The sequence below is a fragment of the Pseudomonas sp. LBUM1679 genome (assembly GCF_059695565.1).
The window spans coordinates 5,049,126-5,069,002 of the sequence record NZ_CP166774.1 but is presented as its reverse complement, the minus strand read 5'-3'; the positions used below and the strand labels follow the sequence as shown (position 1 = coordinate 5,069,002).

Below are 19,877 nucleotides of genomic sequence, written 5' to 3'. Positions count from 1 at the left end.
GTTTAGTCCCAGTCCGGGGCAATACCTTTGGGACTGGTCAACCGTTGGCCGCGATCCAGGTCAGCGATCAAGGCCATGTCGGCGTCGCTCAATTTCATCGCACTGGCTTTCAGATTGCTGGCCAGGTTGGCGCGCTGGGTGGACGAGGGAATCACCGCGTAACCCCGTTGTACGGCCCAGGCCAGGGTGACCTGTGCCGGTGTCGCCTGCAGGCGATCGGCGATCTGCCGGATGACCGGGTCCTTGAGTACTTCACCGTAAGCGAGGGTCATGTACGAGGTGATCCGAATGCCCTGGCTCTGCGCGAACTCGACGACCTTGCGGTTTTGCAGGTACGGGTGCAGTTCGATCTGGTTGGTGGCGATGTGGTCGGCACCGACCGCAGCGATCGCTTGTTTCATCAGGTCGACGGTGAAGTTGGACACGCCGATCTGCCGGGTCAGGCCGAGTTTTTTGGCTTCGAGCAGGGCGCCCATGAATTCTGCCACCGGCACCTGGTCTTCCGGCGACGGCCAGTGGATCAGGGTCAGGTCCAGGTAGTCGGTCTGCAGTTTCTGCAGACTCTCCTTGAGGCTGTCGATCAGGCGGTCCCTGGCGAAATTGGCGACCCAGATCTTGCTGGTGATGAACATGTCTTCACGGGCAATGCCGCTGGCGACAATGGCTTGGCCGACCTCGGCTTCGTTCTCGTAGATTTGCGCGGTATCGATGGCCCGATAACCGAGCTCAAGGCCAGTGCTCACCGAATCGATGACCACCTGGCCTTGCAAGCGAAACGTACCCAGACCGAATGCGGGAATAGACATCAATGACTCCAGGGGTTGCAGTGGGAATGGACACGAGTATCCCCGGCTGAATCCTTGAGAAAAACCGCTGGATCGGCAAAGCAATGTTTACCGCAAGTCACGAATCAAAATCAAAAGATCTTCCGCTCTACCCCCGCCCCTCAAAAACCATGCCCTAAGCAATATCGCTATGACTGAACTCCTCCCCCAAAAAGTCGATCAACGCCCGCACTGACGGCAGCAACCCGCGGCGCGACGGGAATATCGCATGGACGATCCCGCACTTGGGGGTCCAGCCCGGCACCAGTTCCACCAGGCGTCCGGCGGCGATGTCATCGCGCACCACCACGTTGGGCAGGTGGGCGATGCCGATCCCCGCAAGCACCGCATGACGCAGCGCCAACAGGTCATCGGTGACCATCCGCGGCGCATGTCGAATCAGCGCACTGGCGCCATCGGCGCCGAACAGTTCCCACTGATACTCACGCTGCGCCGCGCCCCAATGCAGGCTCGGCAGACCGCTGAGGTCGGCCGGGGCCGCGGGTGCCGACAGGCGTTCGCAAAAAGCCGGGCTGCCCACCAGGCTCTGGGTGCTGTTGCCCAAGACCTTCATCACCATGTCGGTGTTTTCCAGCGGCGGAAAGCGCACCCGCAAGGCGATGTCGAACCCTTCGTGGATCAGGTCGACCCGGCGGTTGGTGCTTTCGATGAACAACTCCACCAAGGGGTACTTGAGCATATAGCGGGTCAGCATCGGCCCGACCCAGGAATTGAGCAGGGCGGTGGGACAACTGATGCGCACCAGCCCCTGGGGTTCGGAACGGTTGCGTTCGATCAGCTCGGCGGCGCTTTGCGCTTCCACGCGCATGGCCAGGCAGCGCTGGTAATAGGCCTGGCCGATTTCGGTCAGCGAACAATGCCGACTGGTGCGGTGCAGCAGGCGCACACCGAGGCGCTCTTCGAGCTCGGCGATGCGTCGGCTGAGCTTGGACTTGGGCATGTCCAGTGCCCGTCCAGCCGGAGCGAAACCGCCGTGTTCCACCACTTGGGTGAAGTAGTAGAGGGTGTTGAGGTCTTCCACCATCGTTCTCCAGATAGAACGCTAAGGCTGATTTTTGCAGTCTAGTGCATCAAAGGCGCTGGTTTTAAGCTTTATCCATCGCATCACACATCAGCTTTTTGCAACAGAATTGGAGAGGCAGGATGAAAAACATCATCGGTATCTACACCAGCCCACGCAGCCATTGGGTCGGCGACGGCTTTCCTGTTCGCACCCTGTTTTCCTACGACAACCTGGGCAAACACATCAGCCCGTTCTTGCTGCTCGATCACGCCGGCCCCGCTGATTTCACCCCGACCACCGAACGTCGTGGCGTTGGTCAGCACCCGCACCGCGGATTCGAAACCGTGACTATCGTTTACAAGGGCGAGCTGGAGCACCGCGACTCCACCGGCAGCGGCGGCAAGATCGGTCCCGGCGACGTGCAATGGATGACGGCGGCGTCGGGGATTCTCCACGAAGAGTTCCACTCCGAAGGATTTGCCAAAACCGGCGGCACCCTGGAAATGGTGCAGCTGTGGGTCAACCTGCCGGCCAGGGACAAAATGGCCGACGCCGGCTACCAGACGATTCTCGATGGCGACATCCCGAGCATCCCGCTCAAGGACAACGCCGGCAACCTGCGCTTGATCGCCGGCGAGTTCGACGGCCACACCGGCCCGGCGCGGACCTTCACGCCGATCGATGTCTGGGACCTTCGCTTGAACGCCGGCAAGTTGCTGACCCTGGACCTGCACGAAGGGCGCAACACCGCCGTGGTGGTGCTGCGCGGCACGGTTCAGGTCAACGGTCGGGAACCGGTGCGGGAAGGGCAGTTGGCGTTGTTCGAACGCGACGGCCATCAGCTCAGCCTGGAAGCCAACAACGACGCCGTGGTGTTGCTGCTCAGCGGCGAACCGATCGACGAGCCGATCGTCGGTCACGGTCCGTTCGTGATGAACAGCGAGCAGGAAATCCATCAGGCCTTCGCCGATTTCCAATCCGGCCGTTTCGGCCGGATGAGCGGTTGAATCAATGCGACAACCCTGTGGCGTGCCAGGTTTGGCTGACTACGCTTGCCTGGCCGCATTTGACGAAAAAACAGAGTTCACTCACGCCGGCACCTTCGGCATCGATTAAAAGCGAGGATTTCCCCATGACTGCTTCTTACAAACGTCTCGACAAGGATAACGCCGCCGTTTTGTTGGTGGATCATCAGGCGGGCCTGCTGTCTCTGGTGCGCGACATCGAACCGGACCGTTTCAAGAACAACGTGCTGGCCCTGGCTGACCTGGCCAAGTATTTCAAGTTGCCGACCATCCTCACCACCAGTTTCGAAACCGGCCCCAACGGCCCGCTGGTGCCCGAGCTCAAGGCGCTGTTTCCGGACGCGCCGTACATCGCCCGTCCTGGCCAGATCAATGCCTGGGACAACGAAGACTTCGTCAAGGCGATCAAGGCCACCGGCAAGAAACAACTGATCATCGCGGGCGTAGTGACCGAGGTGTGCGTGGCGTTCCCGGCACTCTCGGCGTTGGCTGAAGGCTTCGATGTGTTTGTGGTCACCGACGCTTCCGGCACCTTCAACGAACTGACCCGCCAATCGGCCTGGGACCGCATGTCGTCCTCCGGTGCGCAATTGATGACCTGGTTCGGCCTGGCCTGCGAGCTGCATCGCGACTGGCGCAATGACGTGGAAGGCCTGGCCACCTTGTTCTCCAACCACATCCCGGACTATCGCAACCTGATGACCAGCTACAACACGCTGACCAACAGCAAATAAACCTGGAAACACACATAACCTGTGGGAGCGGGCTTGCCCGCGATAGCGATCGATCAGTCACTGCAAATGTGTCTGCTCAACCGCCATCGCGGGCAAGCCCGCTCCCACAGGTTTTTGTGTTGTTCTCGAGTCTGCGTTTGCTCCTACACTGTGCCCATCCGCACCTGTCTGGAGCTGCTCGATGCTGTCCCTGCTCACCGATCACCCCTTGCTCTGCGCCCTGGTCCTGATCCTGATCGATCTCGGCCTGTGGCGGTTGATCAGTGCCAATGGCAGCCACTGGAAACTGGTGGTGCGCCTGGTGATTTTCTCGCTGTTCAGCGTCGTGCTGTTCAACGAAGGCTTGAACCCGCTGGAGCCGGCACCCTGGGCTGACAACATCCCGCTGCACCTGGCAGCGATCGGATTGCAGATTGGATGGTGGCTGTTCGGCGCGCGAACCCTGACGGTGCTGATCGGCGCGGCGATGATGCAGCGGGTCGGGCACACCGGGCGGTTGTTGCAAGACTTGCTCGGAGCGGTGATCTTTTTGATCGCCATTATCGCCGCCCTGGCCTACGTGCTCGAACTCCCGGTCAAGGGCGTCCTGGCCACGTCCGGAGCATTGGCGATCATCGTCGGCCTGGCCCTGCAAAGCACCCTCAGTGACGTGTTCTCCGGGATCGTCCTCAACACCACCAAACCCTATCAACTGGATGACTGGATCTCCATCGACGGCACCGAAGGCCGGGTCACCGACATCGACTGGCGCGCCACGCGCCTGCAAACCGCCCAGGGCAGCATGGCGGTGATCCCCAATTCGCTGGCGGCCAAGGCCAAGATCATCAACTTCAGCCGCCCGAGCGACATTTTCGGCGTCTCGATCAGCCTGCAACTGAGCCCTCATGCGCGTCCGAACACGGTGATCGAAGCCCTGGAACGAGCCATGCAGGGCTGCCGCCAGTTGTTGAGCAAACCGGCGCCCAGCGTCTCGTTGAAAAGCGCCAGCAGCGCCGGCATGGAATACGAAATCAGTGGTTTCGTCGAGTCCATGGATCAGAAGCGCATGGTGCGCAACCAGCTGTTCGACCTGGCGTTCCGGCACTTGCAAGCCTCCGGTGTCAACCTGTTGTCGAACGTCGAACCGAATGCACCGGCCAATCTGTCACGGCCACGGGCATTGCTCGACACCTCGAACATCTTCTCGACCCTGCGTCAGGAAGAGAAGGAAACCTTCAGCCAGAACATGACACTGCAAACCTTCCGCGCCGGGGAACTGATCCTGCCGGCAGGAGAGGTCAGCGATCATTTGTTGATCATCGAATCCGGCGTGGTCTCGGTGGAGCTGAGCCGTGGCGGCGTCATGTTCGAGTCCGGACGCATGGGGCCGGGCGAGGTGATCGGCGAGGGCGGGATATTGTCCGATACGGCGCTCCCGGCGCAATTCACCGCCAAGACGTTCTGCAGCCTGTACCGGATCGAGAAGGAATACCTCAAACCCTGCCTGGATGCGCGGCATGACATCAGCGAGGCGATGACGGCGCTGCTGGATTTCCGCTTGAACAAGGCTCGCACGCTCACCCAAGAAGTGCCTAAGGTCGAGGAGAAGAGGGGGTTCCTGCAGTGGTTGCGCAATCGAACGTAGGGGTTCGAAGGTCATGGGGGCGGCTGCAATCGAGTGGGCCGTCAGTCGGCGCCTGGCGGACCAGCTGTTTACCGACCAGGGTGCGGTCATAGCTGCTCCAGTCCTCGAACGACGTATGTTGCCAAACCTCAATTGGCATCCTCGACTTCCCAATAATTGGCTATTTGCTGCCTGTCGGTGCGGGATTAACGTAGCGCCACATCCTTTGTTACCGGAGTCCACCATGCAACCTCGTATCGATTTCTACACGGCTTCCCCCGACGCCCTCAAAGCCATGATCGCCCTGGAGACCGCGGTGTCGAAGCTGCCGCTGGAAAAGTCGCTGATCGAACTGGTCAAGCTGCGCGCCTCGCAGATCAACGGTTGCGCCTTCTGCATCGACATGCACACCGCCGATGCGATCAAAGGGGGGGAAACCCCGCGTCGCCTGTTCGCCGTGACCGCCTGGCGCGAGGCGCCGTTCTTCACCGCCCGCGAGCGCGCCGCCCTGGCCTGGACCGAATCCCTGACCCAGCTCAGCCTGACCCACGCACCGGATGAAGACTATGAACTGGCCTCGGCCCAGTTCACGCCCAAGGAAATGGTCGACCTGACCGTGGCGATCTCCACCATCAACAGCTGGAACCGGTTGGCGGTAGGTTTTCGCAAGATGCCTCAGGAGTAACACGCAAGGTTCAATGAGCACTCGCCACGGCCCGTAGTTGCACCTTACTTATAAAGGGCATCATCGCCGTGGCGAGGATGAAACGGACTACGGACATCTGAAGGACGTTTCTGTAGGACCGATGTAGGAGTGTTCTGATTCTACTTTCAGCGTCGAGGGAGGCGCACTTTTGATGTAATGCTGCGGTATATTGCGAACACATCTCATTTATCAAGTGTGTTCATATATGCGACTTTATATCTTCCAGTGTTTGCGATTGCTTGGTTTCATCGCCTGCTGTCTTATGGCAGTAACCTCAGCGTTGGCCAACAACGATGGCACAGACACCTCGATCACCATCGAAAAAGATATTCGCAAGCATGTCATTAACGCAGACGGCAGCTTCATAGCCACCAATGACAGGGTGATCTTGATTAACGAAGAACGTGCCATCAACGTTTATGCACAACATCACTTGAGCTACAACCGCACCTTGGAAAACCTGGAGGTCGTCGAGGCATTCACGCAAAAGCCGGATGGTCGCAAGTTTGTGGTCAAGCCTGACCAGATCAAAGAACAACAAGAGCGCGGTTCAGCGGGCGCACCAATGTTTCAGGATACATTGGTCAAGGTGGTCATCTTTCCCGACGTTGCTGTGGGTGACCGTCTTTCTATTCGATACAAAACACATCGCAACACTGCATTGTTCCCGCAGCACTTCGAGTCGTTATCGCATCCCACTTTTCACCCTGCCGAGCAGTACACGCTTGTTTATGACTTGCCGCAAAGCATGCCGTTGTACGCCGATGCTCGAGGCTTCAAGGCCAGCGATCCTGTCACTATGGCGGGACGAACCCTTTACCGTTGGGACAATATCCCTGAAAAAAAAGCTCGTATCGAACATGGCTCTGTCGCTTACCAGGATTACGGTCAGTATTTAGCCGTTTCTACATTTCCTGACTTCCAGGCCTTTGCCCAGGCTTACGATGCCCGAGCGAAGAGTCGTGTAACAGCAGACATCAGTCAGTTGGCACAAACGATAACCGCCCATCTGGTTGACCCTCGGGACAAAGCGATTGCCCTGAATGATTGGGTACGAAAAAATATCCGTTATGTCGCAGTCTATGTGGGCGCGGGCAGTGTCGTTCCTAATCCGGTCGAAACGATTCTCGCCAATCGCTATGGCGACTGCAAAGATCACGTAGTGTTGTTGGAGTCATTGCTCGCGGCTGTGGCTATAGAGAGTACGCCTGCGCTGCTTAACGCCGAGAATGCGTATACCTTGCCCAAGGTGCCAACCCTGGGTGTGATCAATCATGTAATTACCTATATTCCGACTCTGGACCTTTATCTGGACTCGACCGCAGAAGGGGTTGCGGGCGGTTATCTGCCCATTTTCAATCTCGATAAGCCTGTCGTTTTCAGCAAGTCAGGAACGCTGGGACGTACACCTTCTACCCAGGACGGAAAGGTTGAGAGCAACACGGTGTTCAAGGTTCACGCAAACGGTGACGCCGACTTTACTCACTCATCCCGAATCACAGGTTGGGCCGCAGAACCCAATCGTTACGCCGTTAACTCCATGAGCGCCGTTGATAGAAACCAGTGGGTGCAAAAAGTCCTGGCGAGCTACGGACAGACGGGTAAAGGAGAGTTCAGCGCCGCCCAACTCGAGGCTGACACTAACGAACTTTCAATAAAAATGATCGGTCTGTCGGAGAATCTTGTTGGCTTTCCTGGGCCTACGGGCGTTTTCACTATGAGCAGCTTCGCTGGAGGTATTGCGCAGAACGTTTTTACGTTCGCAGCGGAGAGCGATCGTGGTCAGGCCTTTACCTGCATCTCGGGAGAGACTGAAGAGCAGGCGCGTTTTGAGTTTGCGAAAGAGGTCAGTATTGTCGCGGTGCCTAAGTCCATGACCTTGCGCCATGAAAAATTTGAGTACATTTCCAACTACTCAAAAGAGCCTGGCGCAGTGGTCGTTCGTCGATACTTGAAGTTTTACAACCCCAGTGCGTTGTGCAGTCCTGATGATTTCAAAGGCATGAGTTCAGTGATTGGTTCTATGGTAAGCGATTTGAAATCACAGATCGTGGTTCAGGTTCAATAGGGTTGGCGAGTTCAAGGTGTCGCAACAGGGCCGGTATAAGAGGGTGCGTCGTAGTTGACTGGTTGATTGGAGGCCGCGCAGCCTCCAGTGATATTGATCTAACGTATAGACCCACGAGCGTTCTCAATGAGCATCCGCACTCGGCGCGGCCGGTGGTTGCACCTTGCGCATCAAGGGCACCATTGCCGTGGCGAGGATGAAGCCGACCATGATCATCAGGAACGCGTCGCCGTAAGTTTGCGTCTGGGCTTCGCGGTAGGTCAGCAGCCAGAGTTGACGCAGGCTGGCGGTGACGCCGACGTCGCCGCTTTGGCCGAGGGCGGCGAAGTTGTTGCCGACCTGGGCCAGCCACTGGTTCAGGGCTTCGTTGCTGCTGTTGAGGTTTTCGGCCAGCCGGGTGAAGTGCAGGTTGGTGCGGTCATTGAGGATGGTCGCGCACGCGGCGATGCCGATGGCGCCACCCAGGTTGCGCATCAGGTTGAACAATCCCGAGGCATGCTTGAGCCGCGAGGGCGCCAGGCCGCCGAGGGTCAGGGTGACGGCGGGCGGTACCGCCAGTTGCTGGGCAATCCCGCGCAAGGCTTGGGGCAGCATCAATTCTTTGGCCCCCCAGTCGTGGGTGATGGGGCTGAAGTCCCACATCGATAGGGCGAACAGCCCAAGGCCGGTCATCATGATCCAGCGCAGGTCGACGCGGTTGGCCAGAAAGGCATACAGCGGAATCGCCATGATCTGGAACACGCCGGTGGAGAAAACCGCCAGGCCAATGTCCAGCGCGCCATAACCACGCACCCGGCCGAGAAACAGTGGCGTCAGGTAAATCGTGGCGAACAGGCCAATCCCGGTGACGAACGAAAAGAAGCAGCCGAGGGCGAAGTTGCGGTCTTTCAACGCACGCAGGTCGACGATCGGGTTGGCCACGTGCAGGGTGCGACCGATGAAGGCGAGGCCGGCCAGGCCGCTGATCCACGCCGTGGTCAGGATCGTGCTGTCGCTGAACCAGTTCCAGCGCGGGCCTTCTTCGAGGGTGTATTCCAGGCAACCGAGAAACAGCGCCAGGAACAGCATGCTCAGGTAGTCGGCGCCTTTGAGCAGCGACAGTTCCGGCTGGTCGATCTTCACCAGCATCGGCACCGCCAGCGCGACGAAAATCCCCGGTATCAGGTTGATATAGAACAACCAGTGCCAGGACGAAATGTCGGTGATCCAGCCACCGATCACCGGCCCCAGGGTCGGTGCCAGTGAGGCCACCGCGCCGATGGTTGCAGCAGCGATCACCCGCTGTTTGCCGCTGAAGAAAATAAACGCGGTGGTGAACACCAACGGGATCATCGAACCGCCGAGAAACCCCTGCAGGGCACGGAAGGCGATCATGCTCTGGATGTTCCAGGCCACGCCGCACAGCAGGCTGGCCAGGGTGAAACCCACCGCCGAGGCGCAGAACAGCCAGCGGGTCGAGAACACCCGGGACAGCCAGCCGGACAGCGGGATCACGATGATTTCAGCGATCAGGTAACTGGTCTGCACCCACGCGGTTTCGTCGGTGCCGGCAGAAAGTCCACCGCCGATGTCACGCAACGAGGCGGAGACGATCTGGATATCCAGCAGGGCGATGAACATGCCGATGCACATGCTGGCGAAGGCGAAGACCTTGGTCGCCGTCGCCATGCCCGCGGCATCGAATGGTTGCGGGGGAGCGGGGAGGGCGCGGCTCATGGTGCGCTGGCCACGGCTGGGGTTTCAGGCCCTTGGCGGGTGTCCACTTCCGCGGTCACCGACAGGCCCGGACGCAGGTGGCCAAGCACGCCGTCGGCCGGATCGAGCAGGATTCGCACCGGCACCCGCTGCACGATCTTGGTGAAGTTGCCGGTGGCGTTTTCCGGTGGCAGCACGCTGAATTGCGAACCGCTGGCCGGGGCGAGACTGTCGAGGTGACCGTGGAATTCGTGCCCCGAGAGCACGTCGGCATGGATGATCACCCGCTGGCCCGGTGTCATGCGCGCCAGTTGATCTTCCTTGAAGTTGGCGTCGACCCACAGCCCGCGGGCCGGCACGACCGACAACTGTTGTGAACCGGCCTGGGCATAAGCGCCGGCCCGCGCGCGACGATTGCCGATCACGCCATCGATCGGCGCCCGCAGTTCGGTGTAGCCAACATTCAGTTGCGCCAGGTCACGCTCGGCCCGGGCCTGCATCAATGCAGCGCGGGCTTGTTGTTTTTGGGTTTCGATCACGGCCAACTGGCGTTGCGCGGCCAGCAGTTCGGCCTGGGCCCGGGCACTCAACGCCTGGGCCGTCTTGAAGGTGGCATCGGCGCGCTGGGCACTTTCCACCGAGACGGCATTGCTGCTCACCAGGCGTTTGTAGCGCGCATTGTCGTCCCGTGACCGAGCGGTTTCGGCGCCGGCGGCATCGATCCCGGCGCGGGCCTGGCCGATCACCGCATGTTGCAATTGTTCGGTGGCGTCGAGGTTGGCCAGCAATGCTTGCTCGGCAGCCACCGCACCTTCGGCCTTGGCCAGGTTGGCGCGGTAGTCACGGGAATCCAGACGAATCAACACATCGCCGGCCTTGACCTGCTGGTTGTCAGTGACCAGCACTTCTTCGATATAACCCGCGACCTTGGGCCCGATCACCGTCACATCGGCACCGATGTAGGCATCGTCGGTTTCTTCGATGAAACGGCCGGCGGTCCACCAGTGAGTCGCGTAAAGCCCGGCGCATACCAGGGCTGCCACGGAGGCAGTCAACAGGAGCACGCGCTTGAACAGGCGAGGCTTGGCCGTGTTCACCGAGGCAGCAAGGTCGGGTTCAAGTGTGGGCATGCTGGTCATGGAGAATTACCTGTGGGGAACGGGCCTATATTACATCTATAATATGACGTATGTAATATTTTGTGGCAATTGGTTTTTCACTGCGGTCGTCAGGCGGCTATTTCAGCCAGGCACCCGGCGTGACGCCGGTCATGTCCTTGAAGAAGGCAATGAATGCACTGTCACTGGCAAACCCCAGCTCGAACGCGCTGTAGCTGATGTTTCGCCCGGTGGCCAGGAGTTCGATGGCGCGCATCAGCCGCCATTGCTGGCGCCACTGTTGATAACCCATGCCGGTTTCCCGCTGGAAGATTCGCCCGATGGTTCGGCTGCTGGCGCCGATCTGTCGTTCCAGGACTTGAAGTTCCGCTGGCAGCTGTTCGAGCGTTGCGAGTAGCGGTGCCAGGCGTTTGTCCCAGGGCAGTGGCAACAGCATCGGTTGGTGCGCGGCGTCACGGATTTCGCTCAGGCACAGCGCCAGTAGATGAACGAACTTGCCTCGCTGCCAATCGCTGTCGAAGTCGGCGTCGGCCATCGGCTCCAGCACGGCTCGCAGCAATGGGCTGACTTCAATCACGCAGGTGTGTTGTGGCAGTTCGGCGCACAACGCGGGAATCAGGTAGATGGAGCGGTAGTCGACGCTTTGCTGCATCACGGCGCGGTGGGTAACCCCGGGCGGAATCCAGGCGGCGCGGGAGGGCGGCAACAGGCACAACTGTTGCGCCAGGGTGATGCGCGTGCAGCCCTGACGGGTGAACAGCAGTTGCCCTCGATGATGTCGATGCACGCCGGAATCGTGATCGCCCAGGATTGCCGCGATGCCAATGACGGGTGCTGGGTAGCTGTCGGGATCGAATCGCGCGCGGGCGTCAAGCCATGCCATGGTTTGTCCGATTTCATCGATAGATTGTCAGGATCTGGATAATACGACAGGCCTGACTTCGTATGCTGCTCGGCAATTATCTTGCAGAGCGATGTCTTTGATGAATTCCAGAAATCTGTTGATGTTGGCGATTGCATTGCTGATGTTTCCGCAAATCGCCCAAACCCTGTATAGCCCGGCCCTGGCCGACATCAGCCTGGTCTTTGCCGTCGGGCCGCAACAGGCGGCACAAAGCCTGTCGGTGTTTTTCCTGGCCTTCGCCTTTGGCGTGGTGGTGTGGGGCCGGATGTGCGACCGGATCGGGCGCCGGCCGACGATGCTTGCCGGGCTGGCGCTGTACACCGCTGCATCGGTACTGGCGCTGAATGTCAGCCACTTCAATGCCTTGTTGGCGGCCCAGGCACTGGCCGCATTTGGGGCCGCGGTGGGCTCGGTCGTCACGCAAACCCTGTTGCGCGACCGCTTCAAGGGCGCGGAACTGGCCCAGGTTTTTTCAGTGATGGGCATCGCGCTGGCGGCCAGCCCGGCGATCGGCCTGTTCACTGGAGCGAGTCTGGTACATGCCTATGGCTATCGAGGTGTGGTCGGATGTCTGTTGCTGTTGGCCTCGATGTTATGGCTGTGGTGCCTGCGAACCTTGCCGGAAACCTTGCCGCGGAATGTGGCGACACCCGCGCTGTTCGAGACGCTATGGAGAATGCTCCAGGACCTCGATATCTGGCGCTCGACGCTGTTGGTGGCGCTGTTCAACATTGCCCTGTTCAGCTACTACAGCCTTGGCCCCTTCGTGTTTCAGCGACAGGGCTTGAGTGCGCAATGGTTCGGCTACAGCGGCGTGATCCTGGCCCTGGGTTCCGGCCTGGGTGCCTGGCTCAACAAACGACTGTTAGGTAGAAACTACAGCGGCCCTCGGCTGATTCGGCTCGCGGCGGTGTCGGTGCTGCTGGGTGGTATGGGCGTTTGGCTGATGCAGGACAGTGTTCTGTTGGTACTGGCGATGTTGCTGGTGGTGCTTGGGTTCGGCATGGCGATCCCTAACATCCTTGGCTCGGCCTTGGTGAACTATGGCGACCGGTTGGGCACGGCGGGCGCGTTGTTTGGTTTGCTTTATTACCTGCTGATTGGCGGCGGGCTGATAATTGTGGGCTGGGGTCAGGCGCTGGGTGAAACCTTGATGCTGTGCGCTGCGTTGGCATTAGTGCTGGCCGGGATCAGGCTACAGCGCAAGGGCCAGTGATTTATCGATTTTCGTCTCGGTTGCCTGAGAGCCGCCGTCGCGAGCAGGCTCGCGCCCGTTCACTCTCGAAGATCACTATCCATTAATATTTTGTACCAATTGTTTTTGGTTTCCAGTCTTTGCGTAGGAAATAGGACGCTGAAAGTTGAATGTAAGAAGTCGGTAGTAGGACGCAATGAACTAGTATGTAGGAATTAGGAAGTTGCCTGATGAAAGTAGTAGGTGGCAAGTAATAAGTAGGTGCTCCTTAGTAGGAGTCGGGAGGTGAAAAGTAAGACGCGAGTAATGTGTAAACTCTAAATCGTTTAAAAGTCCGTAATCGCCGTATTGCATAAATAGGACGATGCTTTAACTATTAAACGCACAGACGAAACGGCATCGCGCCCTTTCAAGAACGCCAGGAAGTCAGGTGCCGAATAGTATTCGCGTTGTACCTCGTCGTCCCAAGACTCGCTCGCCCTTATCGGTCTTGTTACTGGGTTTTAGTATTTTACCGTTGTATGCCGCCGAGCCTTCCGCGCCTGGACAGGAAGTATTACGCCAGCAACAACAGCAAAAAATTGACCTGCAACAACTACAACTGGAACAACGCCGCCGACAACTTGAGCGCGGCAGTTTCAGTGGCGCGCCGACCGCGCCAGCGGCAGCCGACACAAAGGTTGTCGATGAGCGATGCTGGTCCGTCAGCGGGGTGCGCGTCGGTGGCGTCACGCTGATCGACCGCAAGGCACTCGACCAGCGCCTCACCCCGACATTGTCGCCGTGCATGGGCGTAAACCAGATCAACCAGGTGCTGGCGACCATCACCGGGCTTTATGTGCAAGCGGGTTACATCGCCAGTCGGCCGTACCTCAGCACGACGCCAGAGGCCGGGCAGTCGCTGGATATCCTGGTCGATGAAGGCTACGTCGAGTCCATCGAACTGGCCGACCAGAGCCTGCCCGTTGCCCTTGGCGGCGCATTTCCCGGGATGCTCGGCAAGGCGCTGAATCTGCGGGACCTGGAGCAAGGTCTGGATCAATTGAACCGCCTGCGCTCCGTGGACCTGAGCGCCGACATCGCACCCGGCAGCGAGCCTGGCGCCTCGCGGATCATCTTGCGTTCGCGCACCCGCGATCAATCGCGCTGGGCGTTGAACCTGGGGCTGGACAATCTCGGCAGCGCCATCACCGGGCGCAATCGTCATACGCTCAATCTTGGACTCGACTCGCCGCTGCAAATCAATGATGTGTTCAATGTCAGCTTCAGCGACACCCTCAACCAGGGCGATCGCTACAGCCGCAGCGCCAGCCTGTATTACAGCATTCCTTACGGCTACTGGACCTGGAGTGTCTTTGCCAGCCACGGGGAATATCGGGCGCCATTCAAGCTGGGCTACCTGACGTTTCAAAGTACCGGCACGACCGATCAGCTCAGCCTGCGCACCGATCGGGTGTTATGGCGCGGCCAGGGCCATCAACTCAGCGCCAATCTGCAACTGGCCCACAAAGAGGTCGACAGCTACCTGGGGACCGCGCACCTGGGCATTCAGAGCCCGACCCTGACCGTGGCCGAAGCCGGGCTGAATCTGTTCTGGCTCGACACTGCGGTGTGGAACCTGGACGTCAATTATGCCCAGGGCCAGCGGTGGTTTGGCGCGGACGATGATGCCGAGCGCCGGCTCTACCGCGAGCCCAAGGCGCAGTTTCGCAAGTACCGCGCCGGCCTCGGTCAGTGGCGCAATGGCCGCTTTGGCCAGCAGGCCTGGCAATGGCAAAGCCAGCTCAATGTGCAATACAGCCCTGACCCATTGCCGGCCATCGAGCAATTGCTGGCCACCGACGATTCAGCGGTGCGCGGATTTCGCATCAACAGCGCGTCCGGTGCCAGCGGGGCTGTCTGGCGCAACACCCTGCGCCTGCCGTTGCGCAGCGACTTGCCGGTGCAGATCACCCCGCGCCTGGGGCTGGACAGCGGTGTGTTCCAGGCCGATCGCGGTGCCCCGAGTCAACGCCTGAGCGGGGGCAGCGTCGGGGTCAACCTGAGCTGGAAAAGCCTGCAAGTCGACCTCGATTACCAACGCAGCATCAGCTTGCCCAGCCAGTTCAAGCACGAGCCACCGACCTGGCTGATGCGCGTGGGATTGCAGATATGAACCTAACAAAACTGCCGAGGGTGCTGTGCGCGCCAGCCACGGCAGTCCTTCCCGCGCGCCGTGATACCGCACTTGAATTTTGAGGTTCTTATGTCAGCAAAACCCTTGGTGTTTCATCTCGCCCCCGGTGGCAAATTGCGCTGGGCGATTGCCAGCCTGTTTCTCCTTGCACCTGTGCCAAATGCCCTGGCGACGGGCGTCGTGGTCGCTCCCGGGCCCGGCGGCACCGCGCAACTGCAAACCCGGGACGGCGTGCCCATCGTCAATATCGTGGCGCCCAACGGCTCCGGCCTGTCCCATAACCAGTTTCTCGACTACAACGTCGACCGCCAGGGCCTGGTCCTGAACAACGCCCTGGAAGCCGGGCAGTCGCAACTCGCCGGGCAACTGGCCGCCAACCCGCAGTTCCAGGGACAGGCGGCGAGCGTGATCCTCAACGAAGTGATCAGCCGCAACGCCTCGGCCATCAATGGCGTCCAGGAGATCTTCGGCCGTAGCGCCGATTACGTGCTGGCCAACCCCAACGGCATTTCGCTCAATGGCGCCGGTTTCATCAACACCCCAAACGCCCATCTCCTGGTCGGGCGCCCCGAGCTGAACGAAGACAAGCTGCTCGCCCTGAGCACCCGCGATGCCACGGGGGAGCTGAACATCCGGGGCGCGGGTCTTCAGAACAGCGAAGGCTCGATCAACCTGATCGCTCCGCGTATCGACAGCGAAGGCAAGCTTGGCGCCCGCGACGACTTGAACCTCACGGTCGGGCGCAATTCAGTGGACTACGCCAGCGGGCAGGTGCGGTACGTCGACCCGAGCGGCGACAGCGGCGACGGCCGCATCGACGCCCGCCTGTTCGGCGCCATGCAGGCCGGGCGCATCAACATTATCAGCACCGCAGAAGGCGCGGGCGTGCATGTCGGCCCGGTGCAGGTGGCAGGTCGCGACGGTGTGCAGATTCGTTCGGCCGGCGATCTGGTCATCAGCGGTGGGCCCGTGACGGACAGCCTCGAAGTGGTCCGCACCGGCGTGCATAGCAGCCAGGGCGATGTTGGTTTGTACAGCGGCAACGACCTGTTTGTGGCCGCCGCCGATATCAGTGGTCGTGACGTCAAGGTCGGCGCCGGCCGCAATCTTACGCTGACAACTGCGCAAAGCCGCAGGCTCAAGGAAAAACGCAACGACTGGAGCGAAGACACTCTCGGCATCACTTGGGAAACCTACGAGCAGACCCAGACCGAAGGCGATTTGCTGCAGCATGGCAGCCAGATTATTGCTCGCCGTGATGTGGACCTTTCTTCGGGCGGCGATACCGAACTCAAAGCCGCCCGGGTCGAGGCGGCGAAGGATCTCAGGGTGCAGAGCGGCGGCGATCTGCGCCTCACGTCGGCCATCGAAAGCGACACCAGAACCGATCAGGGCAAACAGCGCAAACACCTGTGGAGAGCCAACTGGGACAGTCGCAGTGAAGAGCAGCGCAGTGTTATCACGCAATTGAAGGGCGACAACATTGCGTTGACCGCAGCCGGGTTGCTGCGCTCTGAAGGCGCACAAGTGATCAGCCCGAACGATGTCCAGCTCGCCGCCAAAAGGGTGGAAATCACCACCGCCACCCGCACCGAGCTCAAACGCGACGACCGCTACTCCGGGGACTTGGTCGGCGGCGGGTTCTTTGGCAAGACCGGTGATACGGATCAGGGCAAAACCCTGCACCAGGGCAGCGAAATCAATGCCGCCGGCAAATTGATCGTCAAGGCCGACGACGTGCGCATCAGCGGTAGCCAGGTGCGCGGCGGCACAGAGGCCAGCGTCATCAGCGACAAGGGTTCGCTGATCATCGATGGCGTGCAGGACACATCCCACATCAACAGCCACAACAAGGACAACAAATTTCTCGGCATCAGCAAAAATGAAACTCGCGAAAACACCCGGGACAACACCACGGTGCGCAGCGAGCTCACTTCCGACACCAACCTCACCCTCAAGAGCGCCAGGGACATCGAAGTCGCGGGCTCCACGGTCAAGGCAGGCGGTACGCTCAATGCAGATGCGGCGGGAGATCTGAATGTGCATTCGGCGCAGGACACCCACGATAGCAGCACAACCACTGCCAGCCGCGGCCTGGATGCCTACGCCAGGGAGAACGCGCCGGCTGCCGGCCAGTACAGCGCAGGCGTGCGTTATGAAGACAAGACGCAAACCCTGACCGACAACGAAGTGCGCCAGCAAGGCTCCAGCCTGGCCGGGTCTGACGTGCAATTGACGGCAGCTGGCGACCTGACGCTCAAGGGTGCCGACGTCACGGCCACCGCGGGCGATACGTCCCTGACGGGCAAAACCGTTGCACTGCTGGCCGAACAGGACAGTCAACACACCTCGACGGACCGGCGCAGCACCAGCGGCGGTTTCAACTACACCGGCGGCCTTGATCGGGTAGGCAGTGGCCTGGACTTCGCGAATTCGACGTCCCTGGACACCCGCGACACCACCACTGCCCAAACCAGCAAGGTCCAGAGCAGCGGTAAATTGAACATCACTGCCGAAAAACTGATCACTGAAGGGGCGCAAGTCAGTGCTGGCAAAGGCCTGGTGGTCGACGCCGGTGAAATCGACAACCGGGTGGCGCAGGACACGGACAGCAGTACCCACAAGGAAAGCAACTGGCAGGCAGGCGTCGGCATCGATCTCGCGTACAAGGACATCGCCCGTCCCATCGCCGACGCCGTTAAAAGCGCCATCGACGCAAAAGTCCCGGACGTGGGCGCATTGGGCAAGCTCGGTCAGCCTGATATCGGGGTCAGCGTTGCCCTCGGTCATCAGAATGCCGACCGCCAGGTGCGCAACGGCAGCGATGTGGTCAGCCAGTTCAAGGGCGGCACGGTAGACGTCAAGGTCGCCGGCACGTTGCAGGACCAGGGCACCCGGTACGAAGCCAGCGCCGGCAAGGTCAACATCAGCGCCGACCGGTTGATCGCCAACGCCGCCAGCATCACCCAAGGCAGCACCGATCAGGCGCTGGACGCCAAGGTTGACGTGCGGGTCTACACCAAGACCGGCCAGGATGTGAACGTTGCGGGCAGCGGTGAGGGTGGCAGCCGTCAGACACAGAAGAACACGTCCACCGCGGTGGTCGGCAGCTACGCCGGCAGCCAGGGGGTGAACATCAACCTGGGGAGCGACGGGCAGTTCGAGGGCAGCCGGTTCGATGGCGGGGAGAGCGGCGTGACGATCAAGACCGGTGGTGAACTGGCGCTGAATCAGGCCAACGATCGCCAGGACAGCGACACGTCCAGCCTGCGCGGCAAGGCCTCGCTGAACGTCGGCACCCTGCCGGGCACCAATGCCACCAACGCGACGGTCGGTGCCGGTGTGCAGCTCGATCATAAAGGCAGTCAGGTCCGGGACAGCCAGGCCCGTGTCGCCGAGATCCAGGGTCAAGGCCCGGTAGAACTGAGCAGCGGTGGCGATCTGCTGCTGCAAGGGACCCGGATCGACACACCGGGCGCGGTAGACCTCAAGGCCGGCGGCAAACTCGGCCTGCAAGCGGCCAGCGACACCCACCTGGTCAAGGGCAGCAATCTGGGGGGCGGCCTGGATCTGGGCGGCAGCAAAACCAGCACCGAAAACAGCGTCGCCAAGACCGGCACCCTCGGCATCAATTTCAATGCCGGTCGGGTTGATGAGTCGGCGCAGACCTTGACCGGCGTCCAGCTCAAGAGCCAGGACAGGATCGGTCTCAGCGGCGATTCGATCTACCTGCAAGGCACCCGGGCGGACGCCCCGCATGTGCGTCTCGATGCAGGGACGGGCGGGATCCAGGCGCAATCCGCCCAATCCACGCAGAACCGCAACAACAGGAGTCTTGAACTCAAGGCCGGGGGCAACCTTGGCAGCAGCACTTCCACCGCCACTACCACTGCCACCGTAGACGTCGCGTCCAATGACTATGGGTTGAATGCCGGCGCCAAGCTCGGGGTGGATCAGCTCAACAGCACGACTGAGCAGAACAGCCGGATCACCGCGGGCAATGTCGACCTCAACAGCGCAGGCGATGTGCAATTGGCCGGGGCGCGGATCGATGCCGGGAAGGTCAGCGGCACGGTCGCAAGCAATCTGAGCGTCGAAAGTCGTCAGGACCACCAGACCACGACCAAGACTGATCTTGACCTGGGGCTGACCGGCAAAAAGGCAGCGCCGGTCGAGCAGGACAAGCTGGCGCAAAACAGCGGACTCAAAGCGCTCGATTACAAGCCTACCCTCAAGTTCGATGGCGCCTATGCGTACAAGGACGGCGTGGGCCAGGCTTCCGGCATCAGCGGTACACAGGGGGTGAATCTCAGGGTTGGCGGCACGACGCAATTGACGGGAGCACGGATTGCATCAGCTGAAGGCCGTGTCGGTCTGGGTGACACGGGGGTCAGTACAACGACCTTGAGCAACCTGGATTACAGCGTCAAGGGCGGATTCGCTCTGCCGCAAAAACCGGGTACCGAGGGCAGCAAACCCAAGATCTCGATTGCCGATGAGCTCGGTATCAAATTCGGTCCCGGGAACCTTGGTGGTCGTTTCGACAGGCAAACGTTGCAATCGGGGATTGACGAGAACAAGGGTTAAGTAAGCACCGTGTAACCACGGATGGGGTCTTGATGAGCTCTGGTTTTCATTAGGACCCTGTTCTGGTGGTGTCTGTAAGACTCCCACTACCTGTAACAACGATCCAATGGATTGTCCCTTGGGCGGGCAGACAAGCCGCGACTCGGCTGCCCGTCAATTTTTTGCAGATAACCTGAATTGGCCGGACAGGCACCGGTCCGGAATCCATTGCTTCTGGT

At 60.3% G+C, this 19,877-nt stretch carries 13 protein-coding genes; 8 read left to right on the top strand and 5 right to left on the bottom strand.

Annotated elements, in window-relative coordinates:
- Window positions 1–2: 2 nt before the first annotated feature.
- A complete protein-coding gene (gene dkgB / locus ACA062_RS23055; RefSeq protein WP_497453164.1) occupies window positions 3–806 on the bottom strand; it encodes a 2,5-didehydrogluconate reductase DkgB in 804 nt (267 codons plus the stop codon).
- Window positions 807–960: 154 nt separating this feature from the next.
- Entirely contained in the window at window positions 961–1,869 is a 909-nt protein-coding gene (locus ACA062_RS23050; protein ID WP_497453163.1) for a LysR substrate-binding domain-containing protein, read from the bottom strand.
- Between the two features lie 119 nt (window positions 1,870–1,988).
- On the opposite strand from ACA062_RS23050, the gene ACA062_RS23045 reads away from it, so the two are divergent.
- From ACA062_RS23045 to ACA062_RS23025, 5 genes are all read left to right on the top strand, one after another.
- Window positions 1,989–2,855, top strand: a complete 867-nt coding sequence (locus ACA062_RS23045; RefSeq protein ID WP_497453162.1) for a pirin family protein — start codon at window positions 1,989–1,991, stop codon at window positions 2,853–2,855.
- Between the two features lie 125 nt (window positions 2,856–2,980).
- Window positions 2,981–3,607, top strand: coding sequence for an isochorismate family cysteine hydrolase YcaC (gene ycaC, locus ACA062_RS23040; protein WP_497453161.1), 627 nt, complete (start codon window positions 2,981–2,983; stop codon window positions 3,605–3,607).
- Window positions 3,608–3,788: 181 nt separating this feature from the next.
- Window positions 3,789–5,231 (top strand): mechanosensitive ion channel domain-containing protein, encoded by a 1,443-nt coding sequence (locus ACA062_RS23035; RefSeq protein ID WP_497453160.1) that lies wholly within the window; start codon window positions 3,789–3,791, stop codon window positions 5,229–5,231.
- 223 nt (window positions 5,232–5,454) lie between these two features.
- A complete protein-coding gene (locus tag ACA062_RS23030) occupies window positions 5,455–5,895 on the top strand; it encodes a carboxymuconolactone decarboxylase family protein (RefSeq protein WP_497453159.1) in 441 nt (146 codons plus the stop codon).
- A gap of 226 nt (window positions 5,896–6,121) precedes the next feature.
- Window positions 6,122–7,984 carry a DUF3857 domain-containing transglutaminase family protein gene (locus ACA062_RS23025; RefSeq protein WP_497453158.1) on the top strand — a complete coding sequence of 621 codons (1,863 nt, stop codon included), beginning with the start codon at window positions 6,122–6,124 and terminating at the stop codon, window positions 7,982–7,984.
- Between the two features lie 123 nt (window positions 7,985–8,107).
- On the opposite strand, the gene ACA062_RS23020 is transcribed toward ACA062_RS23025, so the two are convergent.
- The 3 genes from ACA062_RS23020 to ACA062_RS23010 form a co-directional block, all read right to left on the bottom strand.
- Window positions 8,108–9,700 carry a DHA2 family efflux MFS transporter permease subunit gene (locus ACA062_RS23020; protein WP_497453157.1) on the bottom strand — a complete coding sequence of 531 codons (1,593 nt, stop codon included), beginning with the start codon at window positions 9,698–9,700 and terminating at the stop codon, window positions 8,108–8,110.
- Complete coding sequence (locus ACA062_RS23015; RefSeq protein ID WP_497453156.1) at window positions 9,697–10,818, bottom strand: HlyD family secretion protein; 1,122 nt, start codon at window positions 10,816–10,818, stop codon at window positions 9,697–9,699. Before ACA062_RS23015 ends, ACA062_RS23020 begins: the two co-directional genes overlap by 4 nt.
- 97 nt (window positions 10,819–10,915) lie before the next feature.
- Window positions 10,916–11,680 carry an AraC family transcriptional regulator gene (locus ACA062_RS23010; RefSeq protein WP_497453155.1) on the bottom strand — a complete coding sequence of 255 codons (765 nt, stop codon included), beginning with the start codon at window positions 11,678–11,680 and terminating at the stop codon, window positions 10,916–10,918.
- Window positions 11,681–11,780: 100 nt separating this feature from the next.
- On the opposite strand from ACA062_RS23010, the gene ACA062_RS23005 reads away from it, so the two are divergent.
- The 3 genes from ACA062_RS23005 to ACA062_RS22995 all read left to right on the top strand — a co-directional run bounded on the left by ACA062_RS23005 (window position 11,781) and on the right by ACA062_RS22995 (window position 19,659).
- A complete protein-coding gene (locus ACA062_RS23005) occupies window positions 11,781–12,917 on the top strand; it encodes an MFS transporter (protein WP_497453154.1) in 1,137 nt (378 codons plus the stop codon).
- Between the two features lie 409 nt (window positions 12,918–13,326).
- The gene (locus tag ACA062_RS23000) at window positions 13,327–15,051 is read left to right on the top strand and encodes a ShlB/FhaC/HecB family hemolysin secretion/activation protein (RefSeq protein ID WP_497453153.1); all 1,725 of its coding nucleotides are present in this window, start codon (window positions 13,327–13,329) and stop codon (window positions 15,049–15,051) included.
- Window positions 15,052–15,141: 90 nt separating this feature from the next.
- Window positions 15,142–19,659: a hemagglutinin repeat-containing protein gene (locus ACA062_RS22995; RefSeq protein ID WP_497453152.1), complete on the top strand. Its 4,518-nt coding sequence runs from the start codon at window positions 15,142–15,144 to the stop codon at window positions 19,657–19,659.
- The last annotated feature ends 218 nt before the right edge of the window (window positions 19,660–19,877 follow it).